We start from the raw sequence: 19,994 nt of genomic DNA on the forward strand, positions 1-19,994 counted from the left end.
CTGCTCCTGCCGGCTCAGGCGGCCGACCGCAGGACGCCCGGCCGCGCCTCCTCGGCGGCGATGTGGTGCGCCAGGCGCGTGGCGAGCGTGACCACCGTCAGGGTCGGGCTCGCCTGGCCCGAGCGCGGCAGGACGGCGGCGCTGGCGACGTACATGTTGGGTGTGTCGAATACGCGAAGATTGCGGTCTACGACACCACGTCCCGGCGTGTCGGCCATGCGGGCGGTGCCGATCTGGTGCGTGCCGTGGCCGAACAACTGCCTCACGGCCTCGACGTTCTGCTCCGCCGGCTGACGGTAGTCGAGACGGCCGAACCCGGTTCGGGCGAGCCAGTCCGCGAGCAAATCGTGGGCTCGCACCACCGCCCGGGCGTCGTCATCATGCACCCGATAGTCGATGTGCAGGCGCGGCAGCCCGGTCGCATCGATCCGGTCGTCGAGCCGCACGCGGCTTTCGGCCCAGGGCGACTGCTCGGAGTGGTAGGACAGGCCGTAGCGCCGGCCGGGATTGCGCACGAACAAGCCGGGCAGCCGCGGCGCGGCACCGTAGCGCTGCCAGGCCACCCGCGCGCCCGCGACCAGCGCCTCCGGCAGGTCTCGACAGACATTGCGCAGATGCGGCCATCGCGCGATCGCCTTCGGCACATGCCGCACCCGCAGGGCTTCCGGTAGCAAGGCTCGTCCGACGGGGTCGAAGGACAGGACCAGGAAGGCCAGCGACAGGAGCGCGTTGCCGTGGCCGGCATCGGCCATTCTCGGAATGACAGGCCAGAACGCCACGTTGAGGAGGTTGTGCTCGGCCTGCAGAGCCGAACTCGGCACGAGGCGACGGCGCACGTACCAGCCCTGGTCGTCGCGCGCGAAGGCGAAGGCGGTGTCGAGGGCGTCCGACGCGAAGGTGATGTCGGCGATCTCGCCGATCACATGGCCCATGTAGTGGCGTCCGAGCGGCCCGTCGGGTCCGCCGAACATCTGCGGCCGTCGCCGCTGCAGGCTGAGCAGGAGGCGCGTGGTCTCGAGGCCGCCGGCCGCCACCACGAGGCGCGTGACCGGCACCGTCCTGCGCTCGCCGGAGGGCCGCACCACCACCACCGCGCTGGCGGCGCCGCCCTCGTCGAACAGCACGTCGACCACCGTCGCGTGCAACCGGATGTCGAGATCCCGGTCGGATGCGAGGGTGTCGGCGTGGGACACTTGCAGCCTGGGCCGTCCGCTCCATCGCTCGAGGGTCTCGAACGTGAAGGCGTCGTCGGCGGCGCGGAGGCCGGGAAGGGGAGCCTCGAAGACCGGTTCGCCGCATGAGACGATGCGGCAGGCGGTCGGCAGGAACGGGGCGAGATCCGCGAGGCCGATCGGCCAATCCGGCATGCCGGGCCGAGGCCGGAAGTCGACGGGATCGAAGGGCAGGCAGCGCCCGCCCCACAGGTTCGAGGTGCCGCCGAGGCGACGCGCCACGGCGATCGCCATGTCGTCGTGGCGGTCCGGATCGGCGAGCTCGGCGTCGGAGAGGTCTTGGACGGGCCGTTCGGCGTGCAGGCCGCCCGATTCCAGCACCAGGGCGGAGAAGCCGAGCCGCCGCAATTCCAGGGCGAGAGACAAGCCGGCTGGTCCGGACCCGATGATGCAGACGTCGTGACGCGACTCCTCCAATCCTTCACAATGATCGATGATCATGGCCGCGGCTCCGGCAACGAAGAGTGTGTCGCCGCCCAGCGGACGGTGAGACAAGCGATGGAAAGATTGAAATTTTGTCCGATCCGAATTTGCGGGAATTTATATATGTTAAAAATCTTTAGACACGAGAGAATACAATTTTTACCACTTTGGTTCGATTTTCATCATAATTGGCGATTGATTTAGGGCGAGCATGCCACTTTTGTTGTAATTTTATAACGCGAACTGCGTTTCGCCATCACGAGAAAACTGATAATCCGAAGCAGGAGGAGATGTTCCTGGGCTTCGTGGAGGCTGAGGATGCTGTGCCCTGCCGGGGCATCGCGTGCGCCGGAGCGTTTCGCCTCTCGCCCAGTGGAACAGCGCCTCGTCCCGGACGGGCTCCACCCGACCGCGGCCCGCCGGAGCCCAGTGCCACCCTGGCGATCCAGCTCCAGGCCATCACCGAGGGCGAGGACGTGCGCGCATCCAGACCTGCGAACCCCTCGACCAGGCGGCCGCCCGCCACCAGACGGGCATGCGGCGTTATCCGCGACGACGTTTCATCCTATCCGGCCGTGTTAATTAAAAACATAGACCATCCAGCAAATGCCCACATTGGCATCTGCCGCGACCTCATTGCTAAACCCGAGTCGCTATATGAACACGGCAAGAGTCGCCGCAATCAAGATAAATATCATTACTATTGTGTATGCGGATATCATGTAAGATGCCCGAGACGGGGCGAGACAAGTGGTGATCCAACTCGCATGATTGAATGGCAGCGGATGATTCCACTATGGCGATATGCGATGGGAAAATACTATTGCGACAGGTCGCGGTCAGTTGAGTCTCGCTCCAACTCCAGCCACCCTGCCAAGGCCCCCAACTCCATCCCCAACGCCTCCCGCGCCCCCTCCGCCACCCCCTTCTCCCAATGCACCGCATGTACCACGAGCCGCGACCCCGCCCGATCCGCCTTCAGATCCACCCGCCCCACCAACGCCTCCCCGAACAGGAACGGCAGCACGTAATACCCGTACTGGCGCTTCGCCGCCGGAGTGTAGATCTCGATGCGGTAGCGGAAGCCGAACAGGCGCTCGGTGCGGGCGCGCTCCCAGACCAGGGGATCGAAGGGGGCGAGGAGCGCCCGGGCCTGGACGCGGCGGGGGCATTGCGCGTCGCGGTGGAGGTAGGCGGCGGGCCAGCCGGGCACCTCCGCCGGGAGCAGGCTGCCCTCCTCGACGAGCCGGGTGATGGCGAGAGCGGCGTCGGACGCGTCGAGGCGGAAATAGTCGCGCAGTTCCGCGGCCGTGGCGATCCCGAGCGCCCGGGCGGAGAGGTCGACCAACTCCCGGTGAGCCTCCGCCTCCGGCACGTCGGGCAGGGAAAACACGTCCGGCGGGATCACCCGCTCGGCGAGGTCGTAGACCCGCTCGAAGCTGCGCCGCCGGGTCGCGGTGGTGACGTGGCCGGCGTAGAACAGCCATTCGAGCATGCGCTTGGGCTCGCTCCACTCCCACCAGCCGGCCCGGCCGGTCTGGATGTCGGAGGCCGAGAGCGGGCCCTCGTCGCGCAGGCGCGCGAGCAGCGCCATCGCCTCCGCCCGGCGCTCGCCGGCGAAGACCCGCATGCCGGTATAGCCGGCCTGGCCCCGGTCGGCCCGGGCCATGCGCCAGCGCAGCAGCGGGTGGAGCGCCAGCGGCAGGAGCGAGCACTCGTGCGCCCAGTACTCGAACAGCCGCCGGTCGCGCTTGGGCCCCCAGGCCCGTCGGTCGAGGAGGGTTTTGTCGTAGGCGCCGAGCCGCGAGAAGGCCGGCAGGTAGTGGGCCCGCACCAGGACGTTGACGCTGTCGATCTGGTGCAGGCCGAGCCGGTCGATCGTGGCGGCGAGGTGGCGGTGCCCCGCCGCGGCCGGCCGTGCGGCATGGAAGCCCTGCGCCGCCAGGGCGACCCGGCGGGCTTCCGAGGGCGTCAGCCGCACGACCGTCACGGGATCAGATCTTCCGCACGGCCCCGTGGGCGGCGCTGGTGGTCATGCTGGCGAAGGCCCGGAGCGCCGCGCTCACCCGGCGCTTGCGCGGGGTGGCGGGCTGCCAGCCCTTAGCCTGTTGCGCGGTGCGGCGGCGCTCGATCTCGGCGGGATCGACCGCGAGGTGGATGCGCCGGTTCGGGATGTCGATCTCGATCCGGTCGCCCTGCTCGACGAGGCCGATGAGGCCGCCCTCGGCGGCTTCCGGCGAGACGTGGCCGATCGACAGCCCCGAGGAGCCGCCCGAGAAGCGCCCGTCGGTGACCAGCGCACAGGCCTTCCCGAGGCCCTTCGACTTCAGATAGCTCGTCGGATAGAGCATCTCCTGCATGCCGGGGCCGCCGCGGGGGCCCTCGTAGCGGATCAGCACCACCTCGCCGGCCTGGACCTTGCCGCCCAGGATGCCCTCGACCGCCGCGTCCTGGCTCTCGAAGACGTGGGCCGGGCCGGAGAAGGTGAGGATGCTGGCATCGACGCCGGCGGTCTTCACGATGCAGCCATCCTCGGCGAGGTTGCCGTAGAGGACTGCCAGGCCGCCATCCTGCGAGTAGGCGTGGGCGGCGTCGCGCACCACGCCCGCCTCGCGGTCGAGGTCGAGCGCGTCGAAGCGCGAGGCCTGGCTGAACGCGACCTGGGTCGGCACGCCGCCGGGGGCCGCGCGGTAGAACTCGCGCACGCTCTCGCTGCCGGTCTGGCGCACGTCCCAGCGCGCCAGCGCGTCCTTCAGCGTGCCCGCGGCGACGTTGCCGACGGAGGTGTCGATGAGGCCGGCCCGGTCGAGCTCGCCGAGGATCGCCATGATGCCGCCGGCGCGGTGCACGTCCTCCATGTGGACGTTGGCCACCGCCGGCGCGACCTTGCACAGGACCGGCACCCGGCGCGACAGCCGGTCGATATCGGCCATGGTGAAGGGCACCTCGCCCTCGTAGGCCGCGGCCAAGAGGTGCAGCACCGTGTTGGTCGAGCCGCCCATGGCGATGTCGAGGGTCATGGCGTTCTCGAACGCCGTCATCGAGGCGATCGCGCGCGGCAGGACCGAGGTGTCGTCCTGCTCGTAGTGGCGCCGGGCGAGGTCGACGATGAGGTGGCCGGCCTCGACGAAGAGGCGCTTGCGGTCGGCATGCGTCGCCAGCACCGAGCCGTTGCCGGGCAGCGACAGGCCGAGCGCCTCGGTGAGGCAGTTCATCGAGTTCGCCGTGAACATGCCCGAGCACGAGCCGCAGGTCGGGCAGGCCGAGCGCTCGATCACCTGCACGTCTTCCTCGGTGACGCGGTCGTCGGCGGCGGCGATCATCGCGTCGACGAGGTCGACCTTCTTGATCCCGGTCGAGAGGTGGACCTTGCCGGCCTCCATCGGCCCGCCGGAGACGAAGACCACCGGGATGTTGAGGCGGAGCGCCGCCATCAGCATGCCGGGGGTGATCTTGTCGCAGTTCGAGATGCACACCATGGCGTCGGCGCAATGCGCGTTGACCATGTACTCGACCGAATCGGCGATCAGGTCGCGGGACGGCAGCGAGTAGAGCATGCCGTCATGGCCCATCGCGATGCCGTCATCGACCGCGATGGTGTTGAACTCCTTGGCGACGCCGCCCGCCGCCTCGATCTCCCGCGCGACGAGCTGGCCGAGGTCCTTCAGGTGGACGTGGCCGGGCACGAACTGCGTGAACGAGTTCACCACCGCGATGATCGGCTTGCCGAAATCGGCGTCTTTCATGCCGGTGGCGCGCCACAGGCCGCGGGCGCCGGCCATGTTGCGGCCGTGGGTGGTGGTGCGGGAGCGATAGGCGGGCATCGGAACTCTTCTGAAGTAGGCGCCACGGCGTCATGCCGCCGCGACCCCGCCCGCCGCAAGTCCCCTGATGCAGGACTGGTCCGCTCTGGCCGCTACTTCGAGCAGCCGATGCAGATGCCCTTCATGATCTGGTCCTCGCGCTTCTCCTCCTGGCGGTTGCGCGGAGTGACGGTGCCGGTCTCGTCCGGCCCGAGGGCGCCGGGTTTCGGCACGGTCTGGCCGACGGCGCTGGTGTTGGGCGCCCGGATCGTGGAGGCCGGGCCGCCGCCGGTGCCGGTCTCGCTCACGGAGGGTTGGGCGAGGGCGGGAAGGGGGCCGAGGAGCGCGAGGGCGAGGAGGGGGGTGAGGAGGCGGGTGGCCATGGTCGGATCCCTTTCGGGGCAGTGAAGCTCTGTCGGGGAGTCGACGCGGTGGGAACGGTGAAGTTCCCGGGACGAGGGCCCGCGCGTGAACCCTCCCCCCTCTGCGGGGGAGGGTGGCGAACGGAGTGAGCCGGGAGAGGGGACCGCGACGGTGAAGGATGTGGCGCCCTTCATGAAGCGCGCAACTTCTCCGGAAGCGTCGTCCCCTCTCCCGCCCCACTCCGTGGGGCACCCTCCCCCGCAGAGGGGGGAGGGTTCGGGCGGTGGCGCCTTGCGAGCCTATATCTCCCCCATGGACACCCCCGCCGACAGCCGCCTCACCACCTGGCGCCGCGCCGCCGCCGCCCGGCTCGGGCCGCTGCGCCATCTCCCCGCCCTGTTCCGCCTCGCCTTCGCGACCGATCCGCGGCTCACCCTCGCGAGCCTGTCCTTGCGCCTCCTGCGCGCCGGGCTGCCGGCCCTGATGCTCTACGTCGCCAAGCTCGTGGTCGACGCGGTGGTGGCGGGACGGGGCGGTCCGCCGCCGGTGGAGGGCTGGCTCGCCGATCCGCGGCTGCACCATGTCGGGCTCCTCGTCGGGATCGAGCTCGGGCTCGCGGTCGTCTCGGACCTGCTGGGACGCGCGACCTCCTACGTCGACGGCGTGCTGGCGGAAAAAGTCGGCAACGCCACGACGTTGCGCCTGATGGCGCATGCCGCCGCCCTCGACCTCGAGCAGTTCGAGGACAGCGCGGTGCAGGACCAGCTCGAGCGGGCCCGGCGCCAGGTCGCCTGGCGCTCGAACCTGATCGGCCAGCTGCTCGGCCAGCTCCAGGACCTCGTCACGGCGGTCACCCTGGCGGTCGCGGTCGGCACGATGCTGCCGGGGCTGGTGCTGCTCCTGGTGCTCGCCCTGATCCCGGCCTTCCTCAACGAATTGCACTTCAACGCCCGCGGCTATCGGCTGGCCTGGCGCCGCAGCCCGGACCGGCGCGAGACCGATTACCTGCGCTACCTCGGCGCCGACGCGCACAGCGCGAAGGAGGTGAAGCTGTTCGGCCTGGCCTCCCACCTCTCGGACCGCTTTCGCGATCTCGCCGGCCGGCTCCTCGCCGAGAACCGGGCGCTCGCCGGGCATCGGGCGCTCGCCGGCGGCGCCTTCGCGAGCCTCGGCACGCTCGCCTACTACGCCGCCTACCTCGTCATCGCGGGCGAAGCGCTCGCCGGTACGCTCACCGTCGGCGACCTCACCTTCCTGGGCGGCGCGTTCCTGCGCTTGCGCGGCCTCGTCGAGGGGCTGCTGCTCGGTGCCTCGCAGCTGCTCGGCCAGGCGCAGTATCTCGACGACCTGTTCTCGTTCTTCACCATCGCGCCGACCATCCGCTCCGGCACGCGCGCCGTGCCGGAGCGCCTGCGCGAGGGCTTCGTGTTCGAGGATGTCGGCTACCGCTATCCCGGCGAGAGCCGCTGGGCGGTACGGCACCTGTCCTTGCGCATCCGGGCCGGCGAGGTGGTGGCGCTGGTGGGCGAGAACGGCGCCGGCAAGACCACGATCGTCAAGCTGCTCGCCCGCCTTTACGCGCCGACGGAAGGGCGTATCCTGCTCGACGGCCGCGACCTCGCCGAGTACGACATCGAATCTTTACGCGCCCGCATCGGCGTGATCTTCCAGGACTTCATGCGCTTCGACTTCACGGCCGGCGACAACATCGCGGTCGGGCGCATCGAGGCGCGGGCGGACCGGGACGGGATCGCGGCCGCCGCCCGGCGGGCGCTCGCCGACGCGGTGATCGAGCGGCTGCCGGCGTCTTACGACCAGCGCCTCGGCCGGCGCTGCGAGGACGGGGTCGAATTGTCGGGCGGCGAGTGGCAGAAGGTGGCGATCGCCCGGGCCTACCGGCGCGACGCGGCGATGCTGGTTCTCGACGAGCCGACCGCCGCCCTCGATGCGGGAGCCGAGGCCGAGGTCTTTCGCCGCTTCGGCGACCTCGCGGCGGGGCGCACCGCGCTCCTGATCTCGCACCGCTTCTCCACCGTGCGCCGGGCCGACCGGATCGTGGTGCTCGCCGGCGGGCGGGTGCTGGAGGAGGGGACGCACGCGGCGCTGGTGGCGCTGGGCGGGCGCTACGCCGAACTGTTCGAGCTGCAGGCCGCCGGCTACCGGTAGGCGGCCTCGTAATCGGCGCGGTCGACCGGATCGGTGATCCTCTCGCGGGCGGCCCGGTCCAGGCGCTCGGCGACCCGGGCGACCGGCGCCGCCGCGTAGGGCCGCGCGGCGCGCAAGGCCTGCAGCGTCTTGGCGAGGCGGATCGTCACCTCGATCTCGGCCGTGCCCTCGCGGATCAGCGGCCGGAAGGCGTCGGTCAGCATGTCGTCGAGCGTCGGCCGCGGGACGTGGACCGGCGGCCGCTCGGCCAGTTCCTCGCCCTCCGGATCGTCTGGCGGCAGGTGCAGGAGGACGCGCAGGAGCGCGTTCAGCACCTCGATGGCCGTGCCGGGATCGTTGGTGGCCGGCGCGAGCGCCCGGCTCGCGATCTCCGAGAGCGCGATCAGGCCGAGGCGCGGATCCTGGTCGAAGCGCCGGTGCCGCTCGATCGCGAAGGCGCTCGCGAGCGCCTTGCCCTCCTCTCCGGGGTCGCCCTCGACGTGCAGGAGCGGCCGTGTCGGGTGGACGAGGGTGCCCGGCAGGGCCGCGACATGCAGAACGAGGCCCCGCCGTGCCGCGTCGGCCCCCAGCGAGGCGACGTCGATATGGGTGACGTAGCCGGTCGCTTTCGCGAAGACCGGCGTCGCGCCGGCGGGCACCGGGACCGCCGGCCGGCCGCCGAGGCGCGGGTCGGCGGCGAAGGCCCGCATCGCCGCGGCGGCGGCCTCCTCGACGCGGTCGATCACGTCGCCCATCCGGCCGAAGCCGGTGATGTGGCCGATCCAGCGCAGGAGCGTGACCACCACCACCGCGACGACCAGCACCGTGCCGCCGAACAGGACGACGCGCCCGCTGTCGCCGTAGAGGCTCGATTGCAGCCCGATGATGCCCACCACCGAGAACACGAAGGCGCCCAGGAAGGTCGAGAGCGCGTTCTGCGAGGTCGGGTCGCCGATCAGGAGCTGCGTCGCCCGCGGCGTCGCGAGCTGGGTCGCCGAGCCGTAGGCGCTGACCATCGCGGTCAGCGAGAAGGTCGTCACCGCCAGCATGCTCGAGGCCATGATCTGGAGGATCGTCCCGACCGCGTCCTGCCCGAGCCGGCCGTGCATGTCCCCCGGCAGGAACGGCCCGACGAGGGCGGCGACGACCGCGAGACCGACGCCGAACAGGCTGATCAGCGCCGCCCGGAACCAGACCTGCCGGACGACCCGCTTCCCCATCCACGCCCAGCGGCCCATCTGTCCGTGTCCCCGACCTCGACGGGTGAAACGAGGGTGGAGAAACTAGGGTGAATTTGCCGCAAGGGCAGAGGCGGCGCGGGCGGTCCTCAATGGCCCGGTCCCTGGGGCGGACCCTCGTCGTCCAGCCCGGCCCGGTCGCGGTCGAGCTGGTGCAGCAGCTCGGCGAGGCGCGGGTCGAGCCCCTCGTCGAGGATGGGCTCGTAGAGGGCCTGGAGGTAGCGGCCGAGCCGCTCCCGGCTCGCCGCGTCGAGGGTCGGGCCGCCGTCCGACGGCTCGCGGGACCCGGACGTATCGGATTCGGATGCGATCATCGGCCCTACATTTGGCAGGCGGGGGCCGACGGCAAGCCTCCCGCGATTCAAACGAAGCCTGCCATGGTCCGGGCTGTCCGCGTCCGATGCCAGTCGTTGGGCGGAGAGCGGGACGGTTGGACGCAAGACGGAACTCGACTTTTGCGCTAAGGTTGGCGGGGGGCAACCGGAGAGATCAGACCGATGCGCTTCGCCGTTCCGCTCGTCCTCGCCTGCGGCCTCGCCGCGCCAGCCCTCGTCGCACCTGCCCTCGTCGCACCTGCCCTCGTCGCACCTGCCCTCGCGCAGTCCGGCCGTCCGCCGGCCCTCCTCATCCACGGCAATTACTGCGGCCCGGGCAACAACGCGCCCCTGCCGCCGATCGACGCCCTCGACGCGGCCTGTGCCCGGCACGATGCCTGCACGCCCCGCGGCGGCATGGCCACGGCAGCCTGCAACGCCCGCCTGCAGCGCGAGGCCGAGCTGATCTCCCGCGATCCGCGCCAGCCCCGGGACCTGCGCGACGCGGCGGGCTTCGTCGCCTTCGCGGCCGGCATGATGCCCTCGCGCCCGCAGGTGGCGACGGGACCGACCGTCCTGGCGCCCTCCGTCGCTCCGGCCGTCCCGGCCCCGTCGATCGACGAGGACGACGACGAGTAGGCGGCGCGTCAGAGCGGATAGGTCACGTCGGTCAGCGTCTCGGACAGCGCCCAGAGCCGCGCCGCCGCCGCGGGATCGGCAGCATGGGGCGCGATCGTCGCCGGGCCGACCTGGCCGCGGACCTCCCACAGGCCGTCCGGGCCGTAATAGTGCCCGCCCTCCGCCTCCGGCGCCGTGGCGGCGTAGAGCAGGGGCAGGGCGCCCCGCGCCGCCGACTGGCCGACGAGCCCGAGGAGGCCCGCGCCGATGCGCTCGGCGAGCCGCCCGGCCCGGTCGCCCCGCCGGGCGATGGCCGTCGCCGCGACCCCCGGATGGGCCGCGACCGACCGGACCGGGGAGCCGACCGCGCGCAGGCGCCGGTCGAGCTCGAGGGCGAACATCAGCATCGCCAGCTTGGTCTGCCGGTAGGCGCTCTGCGGCCCGTAGGCGCGGCGCAGGTGCAGGTCGTCGAAGGCGATCGTGCCGGAGCGGTGGGCGATGCTCGCCACCGCCACGACCCGCGTCCCCGATTGTTGCCGCAAGGTCGGCAGCAGCAGCCCAGTCAGGGCGAAGTGGCCGAGATAATTGGTGGCGAGCTGGCGCTCGAACCCGTCCTCGGTCTCCTCGCGCCGCGGCACCGCGGCGATGCCGGCATTCAGGAGCAGGATGTCGATCGGACGCCCCTCGGCCGCCCAAGCCGACGCGAAGGCCCGCACCGAGGCGAGGCGCGCGGTGTCGAGGGCGCGGCTCTCGATCCGGGCCGCCGGGTGCACCCGGCGGATCGCCGCCTCCGTCGCACCGGCCTTCGCGAGATCGCGGGCGGCGATCACGATCTCGGCACCGGCCCCGGCGAGCGCCAGGGCCGCCTCGTAGCCGATGCCGCTCGTCGCCCCGGTGACGATGGCGCGGTGCCCGGCCTGGGGCGGGATCAGGGCTGGGGTCCAGGGCATCGGCGCGCTCCTCAACGGTTCGGGAGAATTCCGAGATGGGCGCTCGGGTGCCGGTGAGAAGAGGGCGCGGGTGAGAGAAGGCAGGGTCCGGGAGCGGATCGAAACCGGCCGCGCGCACGTTTCTCGCTTGCTCGCCGTCGCGTCCAGGCCTCGATCGCCGCTGCACGCTTGGCTTGCATGGATGCTATCGATAAACTGGAGGGCGTGAGGGACCCGAATGATCGGACGGCTGATCTCCACCTTGCGTCCGCACAGGCTGCCCGACGCCCGCGAGGCGGCGCCGGAGGAGGCGGTCCTGGCCGCTCCACCCGAGGAGGTCGCGCGGTTCGCGCCGATGGTGCCGCTCGCGCCGCCGGCGGCGGTCAACGACGATCCCGAGGAGGCTTTGTGCGACGCGGTCGAGGCGGCGTTGCGAACGGCGGGATACCTGCCGGAGGCGTCGGGAGAGTGACAGCCCGTTCGGCTCGGGACCGGCTCGGGACCGCAATGCCGTTGTTTTCCCGTGCGCGGCCGCATCCAGGGCGTCCGTCTGACCGGTTTGCCGCGCTCTATCCGGTCCGACCGTCGACATCTCTCCACGTCGTCCACGGCAGCGAAAGCGGCACCCGGTGTCCATCGTCGCCGATATCGGGAACGGGGCCGATCGCGGTCCGATTCACCCTGAACCGTCGGCGCCTCCGGATCCCGGCTTCCGCCTTCGTAGCCCCAGGATGGGGTAGAGGGTGAGAACGGTCGGCCTCCGTCGCCCGACCGGATCCGCGGCCCCGATCCCCGAGGACCTCCATGCACCCCGCCACCCTCCGCACCCACGCCCGCACCGGCCTCACCCTCACCGCCCTCGGGCTCGGCTGCGCGCAGATGGGCGGCCTCTACCGGCCGACGAGCCTCGCCGAGGCCGCCGGCGCGTTCCGGGCGGCCTGGGAGCGGGGCATCCGCTACTACGACACGGCGCCGTTCTACGGCTTCACCCGCTCGGAGCGCCGCCTCGGCACATTTCTGACGGAGGAGCCCCGCAGCGACTACGTCGTCAGCACCAAGGTCGGCCGCGTGATGGTGCCGGACCCGACCGTCGGCGCGATGGAGGAGGGCTACGCCGACCCTCTGCCGTTCCGCCCGACCTTCGATTACAGCCACGACGGCGTCCTGCGGTCCTTCGAGGCGAGCCGGCAGCGCCTCGGCATTCTCGCGCCCGACATCCTCTACGTCCACGACATCGGCCGTTTCACCCACGGCGAGCGCCACGCCCAGACCTGGGAGCAGCTGACGACGGGCGGCGGCTTCCGGGCCCTGATGCGGCTGCGCGAGGAGGGCGCCGTGCGGGGGATCGGGCTCGGCGTCAACGAATGGGAGATCGTCGCGGAGGCGATTCAGGCGGCCGACCTCGATCTCTGCATGCTGGCGGGGCGCTACACGCTGCTCGAACAGGACAGTCTGCCGCTGATGGACGAATGCGCCCGCCGCGGCGTCGGCATCGTGGTCGCCGGCGCGTTCAACTCGGGGCTCCTCGCCGGCAAGGCCAAGTTCAACTACGCCGACGCACCGCCCGCCCTCGTGGCGCGGACGCAGGCCCTGCGCGCGGCGTGCGAGGAGGAGGGTGTGCGGCTGGAGGCCGCGGCGCTGCAATTCCCGCTGCTGCACCCAGCCGCGCTGACCCTCGTCACCGGGGCTCGCAACGCCGCGCAGGTCGAGGCCAACGCCGCCTGGTTCGCGGAGCCGATCCCGGACGGGTTCTGGGCCCGGCTGAAGGCCCGCGGCCTCGTCCATGACGCCGCCCCGGTCTGAGGCCGTGATGTCCGAGACCGCCATGTCCGAGGGCACCCTGCGCATCGATGCCCACCACCACCTCTGGCGCATCGCCGACCGGGCCGGCCAATGGCCGCCGCCGGACCTCGCGGCGCTCTACCGCGACTTCACCCTCGACGACCTGGCGCCGCTCCTCGCCGCGGCCGGTATCGACGGCACGGTGCTGGTCCAGACCCTGGAGGACGAGGCCGAGACCGCCGCGATGCTGGCGCTCGCCGCGCGCGCGCCCGTCATCCGCGGCGTCGTCGGCTGGACCGACCTGAAGGCGCCGGGCGCGCCGGACCGAATCGCGCGGCTCGCCCGCGACCCGGGCCTGAAGGGCCTGCGCCCGATGCTCCAGGACCATCCCGACGATGCCTGGATCGCCGACCCGGCCCTCGCGCCCGCCATCGACGCGATGGCGGCGCGCGGCCTCGCCTTCGACGCCCTGGTCCGCCCGCGCCAGCTCAAGTCCCTCCTGACCTTCGCCGTGCGCCATCCCGACTTGCGCATCGTCGTCGACCACGGCGCGAAGCCGGAGATCGGGGCGGGCGGCACGCCCGGCTGGCGGGAGGCCATGGCCGCGCTCGCCGCCCGGCCGAACGTCTGGTGCAAGCTCTCCGGCCTCCTGACCGAGGCGGGGGCGGGCGGGATGGAGGCCGCGCGCCCCTATGCCGCGGCGATCCTGGACCTGTTCGGGCCCTCCCGGGTGCTGTGGGGCAGCGACTGGCCGGTCCTGAACCTCGCGGGCGCGTACGGCGACTGGCTCGACGCGTGCCGGGCCCTGGTGCCCCCCGCCCACCACGATGCGGTGTTCGGGGGCAACGCGGTCTCGTTCTACCGGCTCGATCGTCCCTGAGGATGGAGAAGTCTTCTCATCGCGACCGGGCGGCCGGGACCTGACCGGGGGCGGCTTTCATCGGTCGCCGCCCGCGCGCGCCGCCTCGATCGCGGCGGCGAGGTCGGAATCCGGCATGTCCCGCCAGTCCTCCCCGAGGGAGAGCCGCACCGACTGCGCGCCGCCCGACGGCGTGCAGACCACCGCCCGGCGCCCCGCCCCGGCGAGCTTGTCCTTCGCCGCCTCCGGCAGGTCGGCGAGCGCCTCGATGCAGGTCCAGGCGGTGCCGTCCGGGGTGGTCACGTCGCGCTGTTCGCTCATGATGTCGGGTTTGCTCCGGTCAGGGTGAGGGCGGCTTGCGCGAGGAGGCGCGCCAGGGTGCCGGGATCGGCGTAGGCGAGGTGGATGCGCACCATCGGGCACCCGCCCACGGCCGGCGCCGCCGCGAAGGTCCGGGGCTCGGCCGCGATCAGCATCGCCCGCTCGTCCTCCCCGATGCCCACCACCAGCGACACCCCGTCCTCCGCCAGCCAGGCGAGCCGCCGGCGGCCGATCCGGAAGATCGGTCCGGCCGCAGCCGCGTGCTCCGTGACGCCCGGCAGGGTGCCGGCCGCCCGGCGGGCAACCTCGAACCAGGCCGAGGGTTTCCGGGGTGGGGCCTTGCGGCGGGCGCGTCTCCTCATCCCCTCTCAACGCCGGCCGGCAGGATCCGGGTCAGCCGGCGGATGTTGCCTCTCGGTCCCAGAGGAGGCATGCACACGATGTCGGACACCCGAACCGCCCTGGTCGCCGGAGCCAACGGCATCATCGGCAAGGCCCTGATGGAGACGCTGGCCGCCGCGCCCGGCTGGCGGGCCCGCGCCCTGTCCCGCCGCCCGCACGGCTCGCCCGGGTCGGTGGCGGTCGACCTCACGGACGCGGCGGCGACCCGCGCCGCTCTTGGCCAGACTCTTGGCCAAGCCCGCGATGTCACGCACCTGTTCTACGCCGCCCTCGCGCCGCAGCCGGATCTCGCGGAGGAGGACAGGGTGAACGGCGCGATGCTGCGCCACCTCCTCGACGGGCTGGAGGCCGCCGGGGCGCCGCTCGAGCGGGTGGTGCTGTACCAGGGCGCCAAGGTCTACGGCGTCCATCTGGGGCCGGTGCCCTCGCCGTTCTACGAGGACGAGAACCCGCGCCATGTCGGGCCGAACTTCTACTTCACGCAGGAGGACGAGCTGCGCGCCCGCGCGGCCCGCGGCGGCCCCGATTTCGCGATCCTGCGGCCGGACGTGGTGGTGGGAGACGCCGCCGGCAACGCCATGAACATCGCCATGGTGATCGGCGCCTACGCGGCCCTGTGCCGGGCGGAAGGCGCCGCCTTCCGCTTCCCCGGCCCGGCCCACGTCTATGACGGCGTGCTCGCCCAGGTGACCGATGCCGGGGCGCTGGCGCGGGCGAGCCTGTGGGCTGCCACCGCCGACGCGGCACGGGGCGAGGCCTTCAACTACGTCCACGAGCCGTTCCGCTGGCGCCGCGTCTGGGAGAAGCTCACCGCCGTCCTCGACTTGCCCCCCGGGCCCCCGGTGCCGCTCCGCCTCAGCCAGCACATGGCCGACAAGGCGCCGGCCTGGGCGCGCCTCGTCGCCGAGCAGGGCCTGGTGGACACGCCCTATGCGCGCGCCGTCGGCTGGGCATTCGGCGACTTCGTGTTCCACAGCGACTTCGATCTCGTCTCCGACATGGGCAAGATCCGTCGCGCCGGCTTCACCGAGAGCGTCGACGGCGTCGCGGCCCTGATCGACGCGATCCGCCGCCTGCAGAAGGCCAAGGTGCTGCCGCGGTAGGGAAAGTCACCGCCCCCCGCCCCGGCGCAGCGGCGCGGGCGCCTCCACGACCCCGAACATCGCCGGCTGCGCCGCGTCGACCAGCCCGCGTAACGCGAGGCCCAGCGCCTCCAGCCGCTCCTCCGTCAATTGTCCGTGGAACAGGTGGGCCGCCACCACGAGGCGCGGGCGCCCCGAGCGATCGCACAGGGCGGCGGCGGCGGAGGTGACGCCGCGGATGAGGTGGCCGAGATCGACGGCGTAGCCGCGCGCGGACGCCGTCTCGATCTCCGAGAGGTAGCTCTCGAACGCCACCGGGACGTGCCAGCGGATCGCCCCGAACCGGGCCCGCAGGGTGGCGCGCGGCAACTGGCCGGCACTCTGCCGGGCTGCCGCCACCGCGCGGCCGATCGCGCCCGCATAGGCCGGGATGCGGGTGGCGAGGCGAAACTCGATATGGATGCCGCTCGCCGGCACGATCCGCCCGAGGAGCAGCGCCTTGTCGTCGGGCGCCACCTGCCAGACGGTCGCCGTCGCCTCGAACTCCGTCGCGATCGGCTGCAGGCGCGGCTGGAGCAGCTCCACGTCCGAGCGGTTGAGGAGCGGGCGCGCCACCTCCAGCAGGCCGAGGCCGAGGCGGTAGGTCTTGGTGTCCGGCACCAGCGCGACGAAACCCTCGTGCACCAGGGTGCGCAGGATGTTGAGCGTGGTCGAGGGGCTGACCCCCGCGGCCCGCGCGATCGCCGTGACGCCCAGCGCCTCGCGCGCGCCCGCGACCGCCCGCAGGATCGCCGCGGCCTGCGCCACCGCCCCGACCTCGCGGCCGACCTCCATCACGCCCACCCGCTCGACGGCCGCCTCGCTCTGCTCCCCCAACTCCGACCCCCTTGCCGTACGTGTCGTTTACGGTACAGAATAGCGTTCAGCGGACGGAATGAAAACGACGATCCGCGCGTCACCCGGAACACCGGGGGCACACATCATGGGAGGACCAGGATGGCACGGACCCGACGGGCCCGGACAGCGCCCGGTGCCGGCAAGCGCCGCGCCGGCGCGACGCTGCGGGCGCTCTGCGCCGCGACCGCGCTTCTCGCCCCCTTCGCCTCCGCGGCCCGCGCCGACGGCGACGTGCTGCGGATCGGCATCATCACCGACATGAGCGGGCAGTACAGCGAGGGCAACGGCGAGGGCTCGGTCGCCGCCGCCCAGATCGCGGTCGAGGATTTCGGCCCGACGGTTCTGGGCAAGCGGATCGAGATCATCTCGGCCGACCACCAGAACAAGCCTGACATCGCCTCCACCATCGTGCGCAACTGGATCGACACGAAGGGCGTCGACGTGGTGGCGGAAGGCGTGAATTCCGCGGTCGCCCTCGCGGTCCAGGCGGTGACCCGCGAGCGCAACAAGATCTTCCTGATCTCGGGCGCCGGCTCGTCCGACCTCACCGGCAAGTCGTGCTCGCCGACCAGCGTGCAATGGACCTACGACACCTACGCCTCGTCGAACGCCACCGCCAAGGCGCTGGTCGCCCGCGGCGCCAAGTCCTGGTACTTCCTCACCGCCGACTACGCCTTCGGCCACGCGCTCGAGCGCGACGCGACCCGGGCGGTCGAGGCGGCGGGCGGCAAGGTGGTCGGCAAGGTCCGTCACCCGTTCAACAATCCCGACTTCTCGTCCTTCCTGCTCCAGGCGCAATCCTCGCCCGCGCAGGTGGTCGCGCTCGCCAATGCGGGCAGCGACTTCGCCAACGCGATCAAGCAGGCGCACGAATTCGGCCTGTCCCAGTCGGACAAGATCATGGCGGCGCTCCAGGTCACGCTGACCGATTCCGCCTCGCTGGGCCTCGACGTGGTGCAGGGCGCGCTGTTCACCGACAGCTTCTACTGGGACCGCACGCCGGAGACCCGGGCCTATGCCGAGCGGTTCTACGCCCGCCGCAAGGCGATGCCGACCGCCTACCAGGCCGGGGTGACCTCGGCGCTCACCCATTACCTCAAGGCGGTGCAGGCCGCCGGCACCACCGACTCCGCCACCGTGATGGCGAAGATGCGCGCCACACCCGTCAACGACTTCTTCGCGGAAGGAGGCAAGGTCCGGGTCGACGGCCGCATGGTCCACGACATGTACCTGATGCGGTTCAAGAAGCCGTCCCAGTCGAAGGGCAAGTGGGACCTCTACGAGCTCGTCGCCACGGTGCCGGGCGACGAGGCGTTCCGGCCGCTCAGCGAAGGCGGATGCCCGTATGTCCAGAACTGACGCCGACGTGAAGTCCGCCGATCTTGCGCCCCTGGTCCGTCCCGGCGCGGTCGCGATCATCGGCGCCTCCGCCGATCCGACCCGCATCGGCGGCCGGCCGATCGCCTACATGCTGCGCGCGGGTTTTCAGGGCGCGATCCTGCCGGTGAACCCGAACCGGGCCGAGGTGCAGGGCCTGCCCTGCTACCCCTCGGTGGCGGCCCTGCCGCAGGTGCCGGACGTCGCGGTGGTGGCGGTGCCGGGCGCGGCGGCGCTCCGGGCGGTCGAGGAACTGGGCGCGCGCGGCACGCGCTTCGCCGTGATGTTCACGGCGGGCTACGCCGAGGTCGGGGATGTGGAGGCGCAAGGCGCCCTCGTCGCGGCGGCGCGGCGGCACGGGATGCGGCTGCTGGGCCCCAACTGCCTCGGCCTGTTCAACGCGGCGTCCGGCTTCTACCCGATCTTCACCGCCTCGCTCGAGGGCGGGCTGCCGCTGCCGGGACGGATCGGCATCGCCAGCCAGTCGGGGGCCTACGGCACCCACCTCTTCGCCGCCTGCCGGGCGCGCGGCATCGGCACCGGGATGCTGATCACCACCGGCAACGAGGCCGACCTCGCGGTCGCCGACGCGATCGGCTGGATGACCCGGGACGACGACCTCGACGTGATCATGGCCTACGCCGAGGGCGTACAGGACGGGCCGGCCTTCGCCGAGGCCCTGGCGGCGGCCCGGCGGGCGAAGAAGCCCGTGATCCTGATGAAGGTCGGGCGCAGCGCGGTCGGCAGCGCGGCGGCGCAGTCGCACACCGCCTCGATCGCCGGCAACGACGCGGTCTTCTCCGCGGTGCTCGCCGAGCACGGCGCGATCCGGGCCCGCTCGACGGAGGAACTGATCGACATCGCCTACGCGGCGACGCGGCGGATCTACCCGGTGCCCAATACCCTCGGGGTCATCACCATCTCAGGGGGAGCCGGCGTGCTGATCTCGGACGCCGCCGAGGCGGCCGGCCTGCCGATGCCGCCGATGCCCGAAGACGCGCAGGCGCGCCTCAAGGCAATCCTGCCGATCGCCTCGCCCCTCAACCCGGTCGATTGCACCGCCCAGGCCTTCAACGATCTGTCGCTGATCGGCCGCTTTACCGAATCGATGATCGCCGACGGCGGCTATGCGTCGATCCTCGCCTTCTTCACCCAGATCGGCGGCGCCCCCAGCATGGCGCCCGCGATCCGCACCCAGCTCAACGCCGTCAAGGCGCGCCACCCCGACCGGCTCTACGCCCTCTCGGTCCTCGCCCCGGAGGAGCGCAACCGGGAATACGAGGCCGACGGCTACCTGCTCTACGAGGACCCGGCTCGGGCGGTGGTCGCCCTCGACGCGATGGGCCGCCTCGGCGCGAGTTTTTCGGAGCCCGAGCCGGCCACCGTGCCGATGGGCGAGCCCGTCCGGCTGCCCGAGGCGACGCCGAGCGAGGCCGAGGCCAAGCGCCTGCTCGCCGCTTACGGCATCGCCACGGTGCCGGAGGCCGTCTGCACCGATGCCGAGGCGGCGGTGGCGGCGGCGGAGGCCTTCGGGTTTCCGGTCGTGATGAAGATCCTGTCGCCGGACATCCTGCACAAGACCGAGATCGGCGGCGTGCTCCTCGACGTGGCCGATGCCGAGGCGGTCCGGCGCGGGCACGCCACGCTGATCGCGCGCGCGGCCCGCCACGCCCCGTCGGCCCGGATCGAGGGCGTGCTGGTGGCGCGCCAGATCAAGGGCGCGGTCGAGTGCATCATGGGCGTCCAGCGCGATCCGGTCTTCGGCCCGGTGGCGATGGTCGGCCTCGGCGGGGTCTTCGTCGAGGTGATGCGCGACGTGGTCTTCCGCCGCTGCCCGTTCGGCGAGGACGTGGCCGAGGCGATGATCCGCTCGATCAAGGCCGCGCCCCTGCTCACCGGCGCCCGCGGCCGGCCGCCTTGCGACGTCGCGGCGCTCGCCCGGATGCTGTCGCGCCTCTCGGCCTTCGCCGCAGGGGCGGGGCCGCGGCTCGCCTCGATCGACCTCAACCCGGTCTTCGCCCTGCCGGAGGGGGCCTTCGCGGCGGATGCGGTGATCGAGGTGGGGGAGGCGGGGTGATGGGGGCATGGCTGGGCGGTTTCGAGGTGGAGCGCCTGACCCCTCCCCCCTCTGCGGGGGAGGGTGCCCGGCTGCGAGTGCGAAGCACTCGTGCGCCGGGCGGGAGAGGGGAACCACGCTTCCGTAAGGGTC

General features: G+C 72.1%; 18 protein-coding genes. 8 read left to right on the forward strand and 10 right to left on the reverse strand.

The genetic code is table 11. The features are described 5' to 3' along the window. Positions 1-14: 14 nt before the first annotated feature. The 4 genes from DK412_RS15400 to DK412_RS15415 all read right to left on the reverse strand — a co-directional run bounded on the left by DK412_RS15400 (position 15) and on the right by DK412_RS15415 (position 5,841). The gene (locus tag DK412_RS15400) at positions 15-1,673 is read right to left on the reverse strand and encodes a GMC oxidoreductase (protein WP_109972640.1); all 1,659 of its coding nucleotides are present in this window, start codon (positions 1,671-1,673) and stop codon (positions 15-17) included. Between the two features lie 802 nt (positions 1,674-2,475). Beyond that, positions 2,476-3,645 carry a crosslink repair DNA glycosylase YcaQ family protein gene (locus tag DK412_RS15405; protein WP_109972641.1) on the reverse strand — a complete coding sequence of 390 codons (1,170 nt, stop codon included), beginning with the start codon at positions 3,643-3,645 and terminating at the stop codon, positions 2,476-2,478. Between the two features lie 4 nt (positions 3,646-3,649). Next, complete coding sequence (ilvD, locus tag DK412_RS15410) at positions 3,650-5,479, reverse strand: dihydroxy-acid dehydratase (protein WP_109972642.1); 1,830 nt, start codon at positions 5,477-5,479, stop codon at positions 3,650-3,652. 92 nt (positions 5,480-5,571) lie between these two features. Beyond that, positions 5,572-5,841, reverse strand: coding sequence for a hypothetical protein (locus DK412_RS15415; protein WP_109972643.1), 270 nt, complete (start codon positions 5,839-5,841; stop codon positions 5,572-5,574). A gap of 292 nt (positions 5,842-6,133) precedes the next feature. On the opposite strand from DK412_RS15415, the gene DK412_RS15420 reads away from it, so the two are divergent. Continuing rightward, positions 6,134-7,987: an ABC transporter ATP-binding protein gene (locus DK412_RS15420; RefSeq protein ID WP_109972644.1), complete on the forward strand. Its 1,854-nt coding sequence runs from the start codon at positions 6,134-6,136 to the stop codon at positions 7,985-7,987. On the opposite strand, the gene DK412_RS15425 is transcribed toward DK412_RS15420, so the two are convergent. Beyond that, positions 7,978-9,204: a DUF2254 domain-containing protein gene (locus DK412_RS15425; RefSeq protein ID WP_109972645.1), complete on the reverse strand. Its 1,227-nt coding sequence runs from the start codon at positions 9,202-9,204 to the stop codon at positions 7,978-7,980. The genes DK412_RS15420 and DK412_RS15425 overlap by 10 nt on opposite strands. Positions 9,205-9,293: 89 nt before the next feature. Then, positions 9,294-9,518 (reverse strand): hypothetical protein, encoded by a 225-nt coding sequence (locus tag DK412_RS15430; protein ID WP_109972646.1) that lies wholly within the window; start codon positions 9,516-9,518, stop codon positions 9,294-9,296. Positions 9,519-9,701: 183 nt separating this feature from the next. Between DK412_RS15430 and DK412_RS15435 the strand changes: the two genes are divergently transcribed. After that, positions 9,702-10,157 carry a hypothetical protein gene (locus DK412_RS15435; RefSeq protein WP_109972647.1) on the forward strand — a complete coding sequence of 152 codons (456 nt, stop codon included), beginning with the start codon at positions 9,702-9,704 and terminating at the stop codon, positions 10,155-10,157. 8 nt (positions 10,158-10,165) lie between these two features. Here DK412_RS15435 and DK412_RS15440 read toward each other — a convergent pair whose 3' ends face one another. Beyond that, entirely contained in the window at positions 10,166-11,086 is a 921-nt protein-coding gene (locus DK412_RS15440) for an oxidoreductase (RefSeq protein ID WP_109972648.1), read from the reverse strand. A 217-nt stretch (positions 11,087-11,303) separates the two neighbouring features. Here DK412_RS15440 and DK412_RS15445 point away from each other — a divergent pair, with 217 nt between their 5' ends. From DK412_RS15445 to DK412_RS15455, 3 genes are all read left to right on the forward strand, one after another. Then, positions 11,304-11,537 carry a hypothetical protein gene (locus tag DK412_RS15445; protein ID WP_109972649.1) on the forward strand — a complete coding sequence of 78 codons (234 nt, stop codon included), beginning with the start codon at positions 11,304-11,306 and terminating at the stop codon, positions 11,535-11,537. A 332-nt stretch (positions 11,538-11,869) separates the two neighbouring features. Beyond that, on the forward strand, positions 11,870-12,868 hold the full coding sequence (locus tag DK412_RS15450; RefSeq protein ID WP_109972650.1) for an aldo/keto reductase: 999 nt from the start codon (positions 11,870-11,872) through the stop codon (positions 12,866-12,868). A 37-nt stretch (positions 12,869-12,905) separates the two neighbouring features. Continuing rightward, the gene (locus DK412_RS15455; RefSeq protein WP_109975291.1) at positions 12,906-13,727 is read left to right on the forward strand and encodes an amidohydrolase family protein; all 822 of its coding nucleotides are present in this window, start codon (positions 12,906-12,908) and stop codon (positions 13,725-13,727) included. A gap of 57 nt (positions 13,728-13,784) precedes the next feature. On the opposite strand, the gene DK412_RS15460 is transcribed toward DK412_RS15455, so the two are convergent. Beyond that, a complete protein-coding gene (locus DK412_RS15460; protein WP_109972651.1) occupies positions 13,785-14,027 on the reverse strand; it encodes a hypothetical protein in 243 nt (80 codons plus the stop codon). Continuing rightward, positions 14,024-14,389 (reverse strand): hypothetical protein, encoded by a 366-nt coding sequence (locus DK412_RS15465; protein ID WP_109972652.1) that lies wholly within the window; start codon positions 14,387-14,389, stop codon positions 14,024-14,026. Before DK412_RS15465 ends, DK412_RS15460 begins: the two co-directional genes overlap by 4 nt. Positions 14,390-14,467: 78 nt before the next feature. Between DK412_RS15465 and DK412_RS15470 the strand changes: the two genes are divergently transcribed. Then, positions 14,468-15,532, forward strand: coding sequence for an SDR family oxidoreductase (locus DK412_RS15470; protein ID WP_109975292.1), 1,065 nt, complete (start codon positions 14,468-14,470; stop codon positions 15,530-15,532). Between the two features lie 6 nt (positions 15,533-15,538). On the opposite strand, the gene DK412_RS15475 is transcribed toward DK412_RS15470, so the two are convergent. Next, complete coding sequence (locus DK412_RS15475; RefSeq protein ID WP_109972653.1) at positions 15,539-16,387, reverse strand: helix-turn-helix domain-containing protein; 849 nt, start codon at positions 16,385-16,387, stop codon at positions 15,539-15,541. Between the two features lie 120 nt (positions 16,388-16,507). On the opposite strand from DK412_RS15475, the gene DK412_RS15480 reads away from it, so the two are divergent. Continuing rightward, positions 16,508-17,767 (forward strand): ABC transporter substrate-binding protein, encoded by a 1,260-nt coding sequence (locus DK412_RS15480; protein ID WP_109972654.1) that lies wholly within the window; start codon positions 16,508-16,510, stop codon positions 17,765-17,767. Further along, positions 17,754-19,862 carry an acetate--CoA ligase family protein gene (locus DK412_RS15485; protein WP_109972655.1) on the forward strand — a complete coding sequence of 703 codons (2,109 nt, stop codon included), beginning with the start codon at positions 17,754-17,756 and terminating at the stop codon, positions 19,860-19,862. Before DK412_RS15480 ends, DK412_RS15485 begins: the two co-directional genes overlap by 14 nt. The last annotated feature ends 132 nt before the right edge of the window (positions 19,863-19,994 follow it).

The organism is Methylobacterium sp. 17Sr1-1, from assembly GCF_003173775.1.
Classification (GTDB): domain Bacteria; phylum Pseudomonadota; class Alphaproteobacteria; order Rhizobiales; family Beijerinckiaceae; genus Methylobacterium.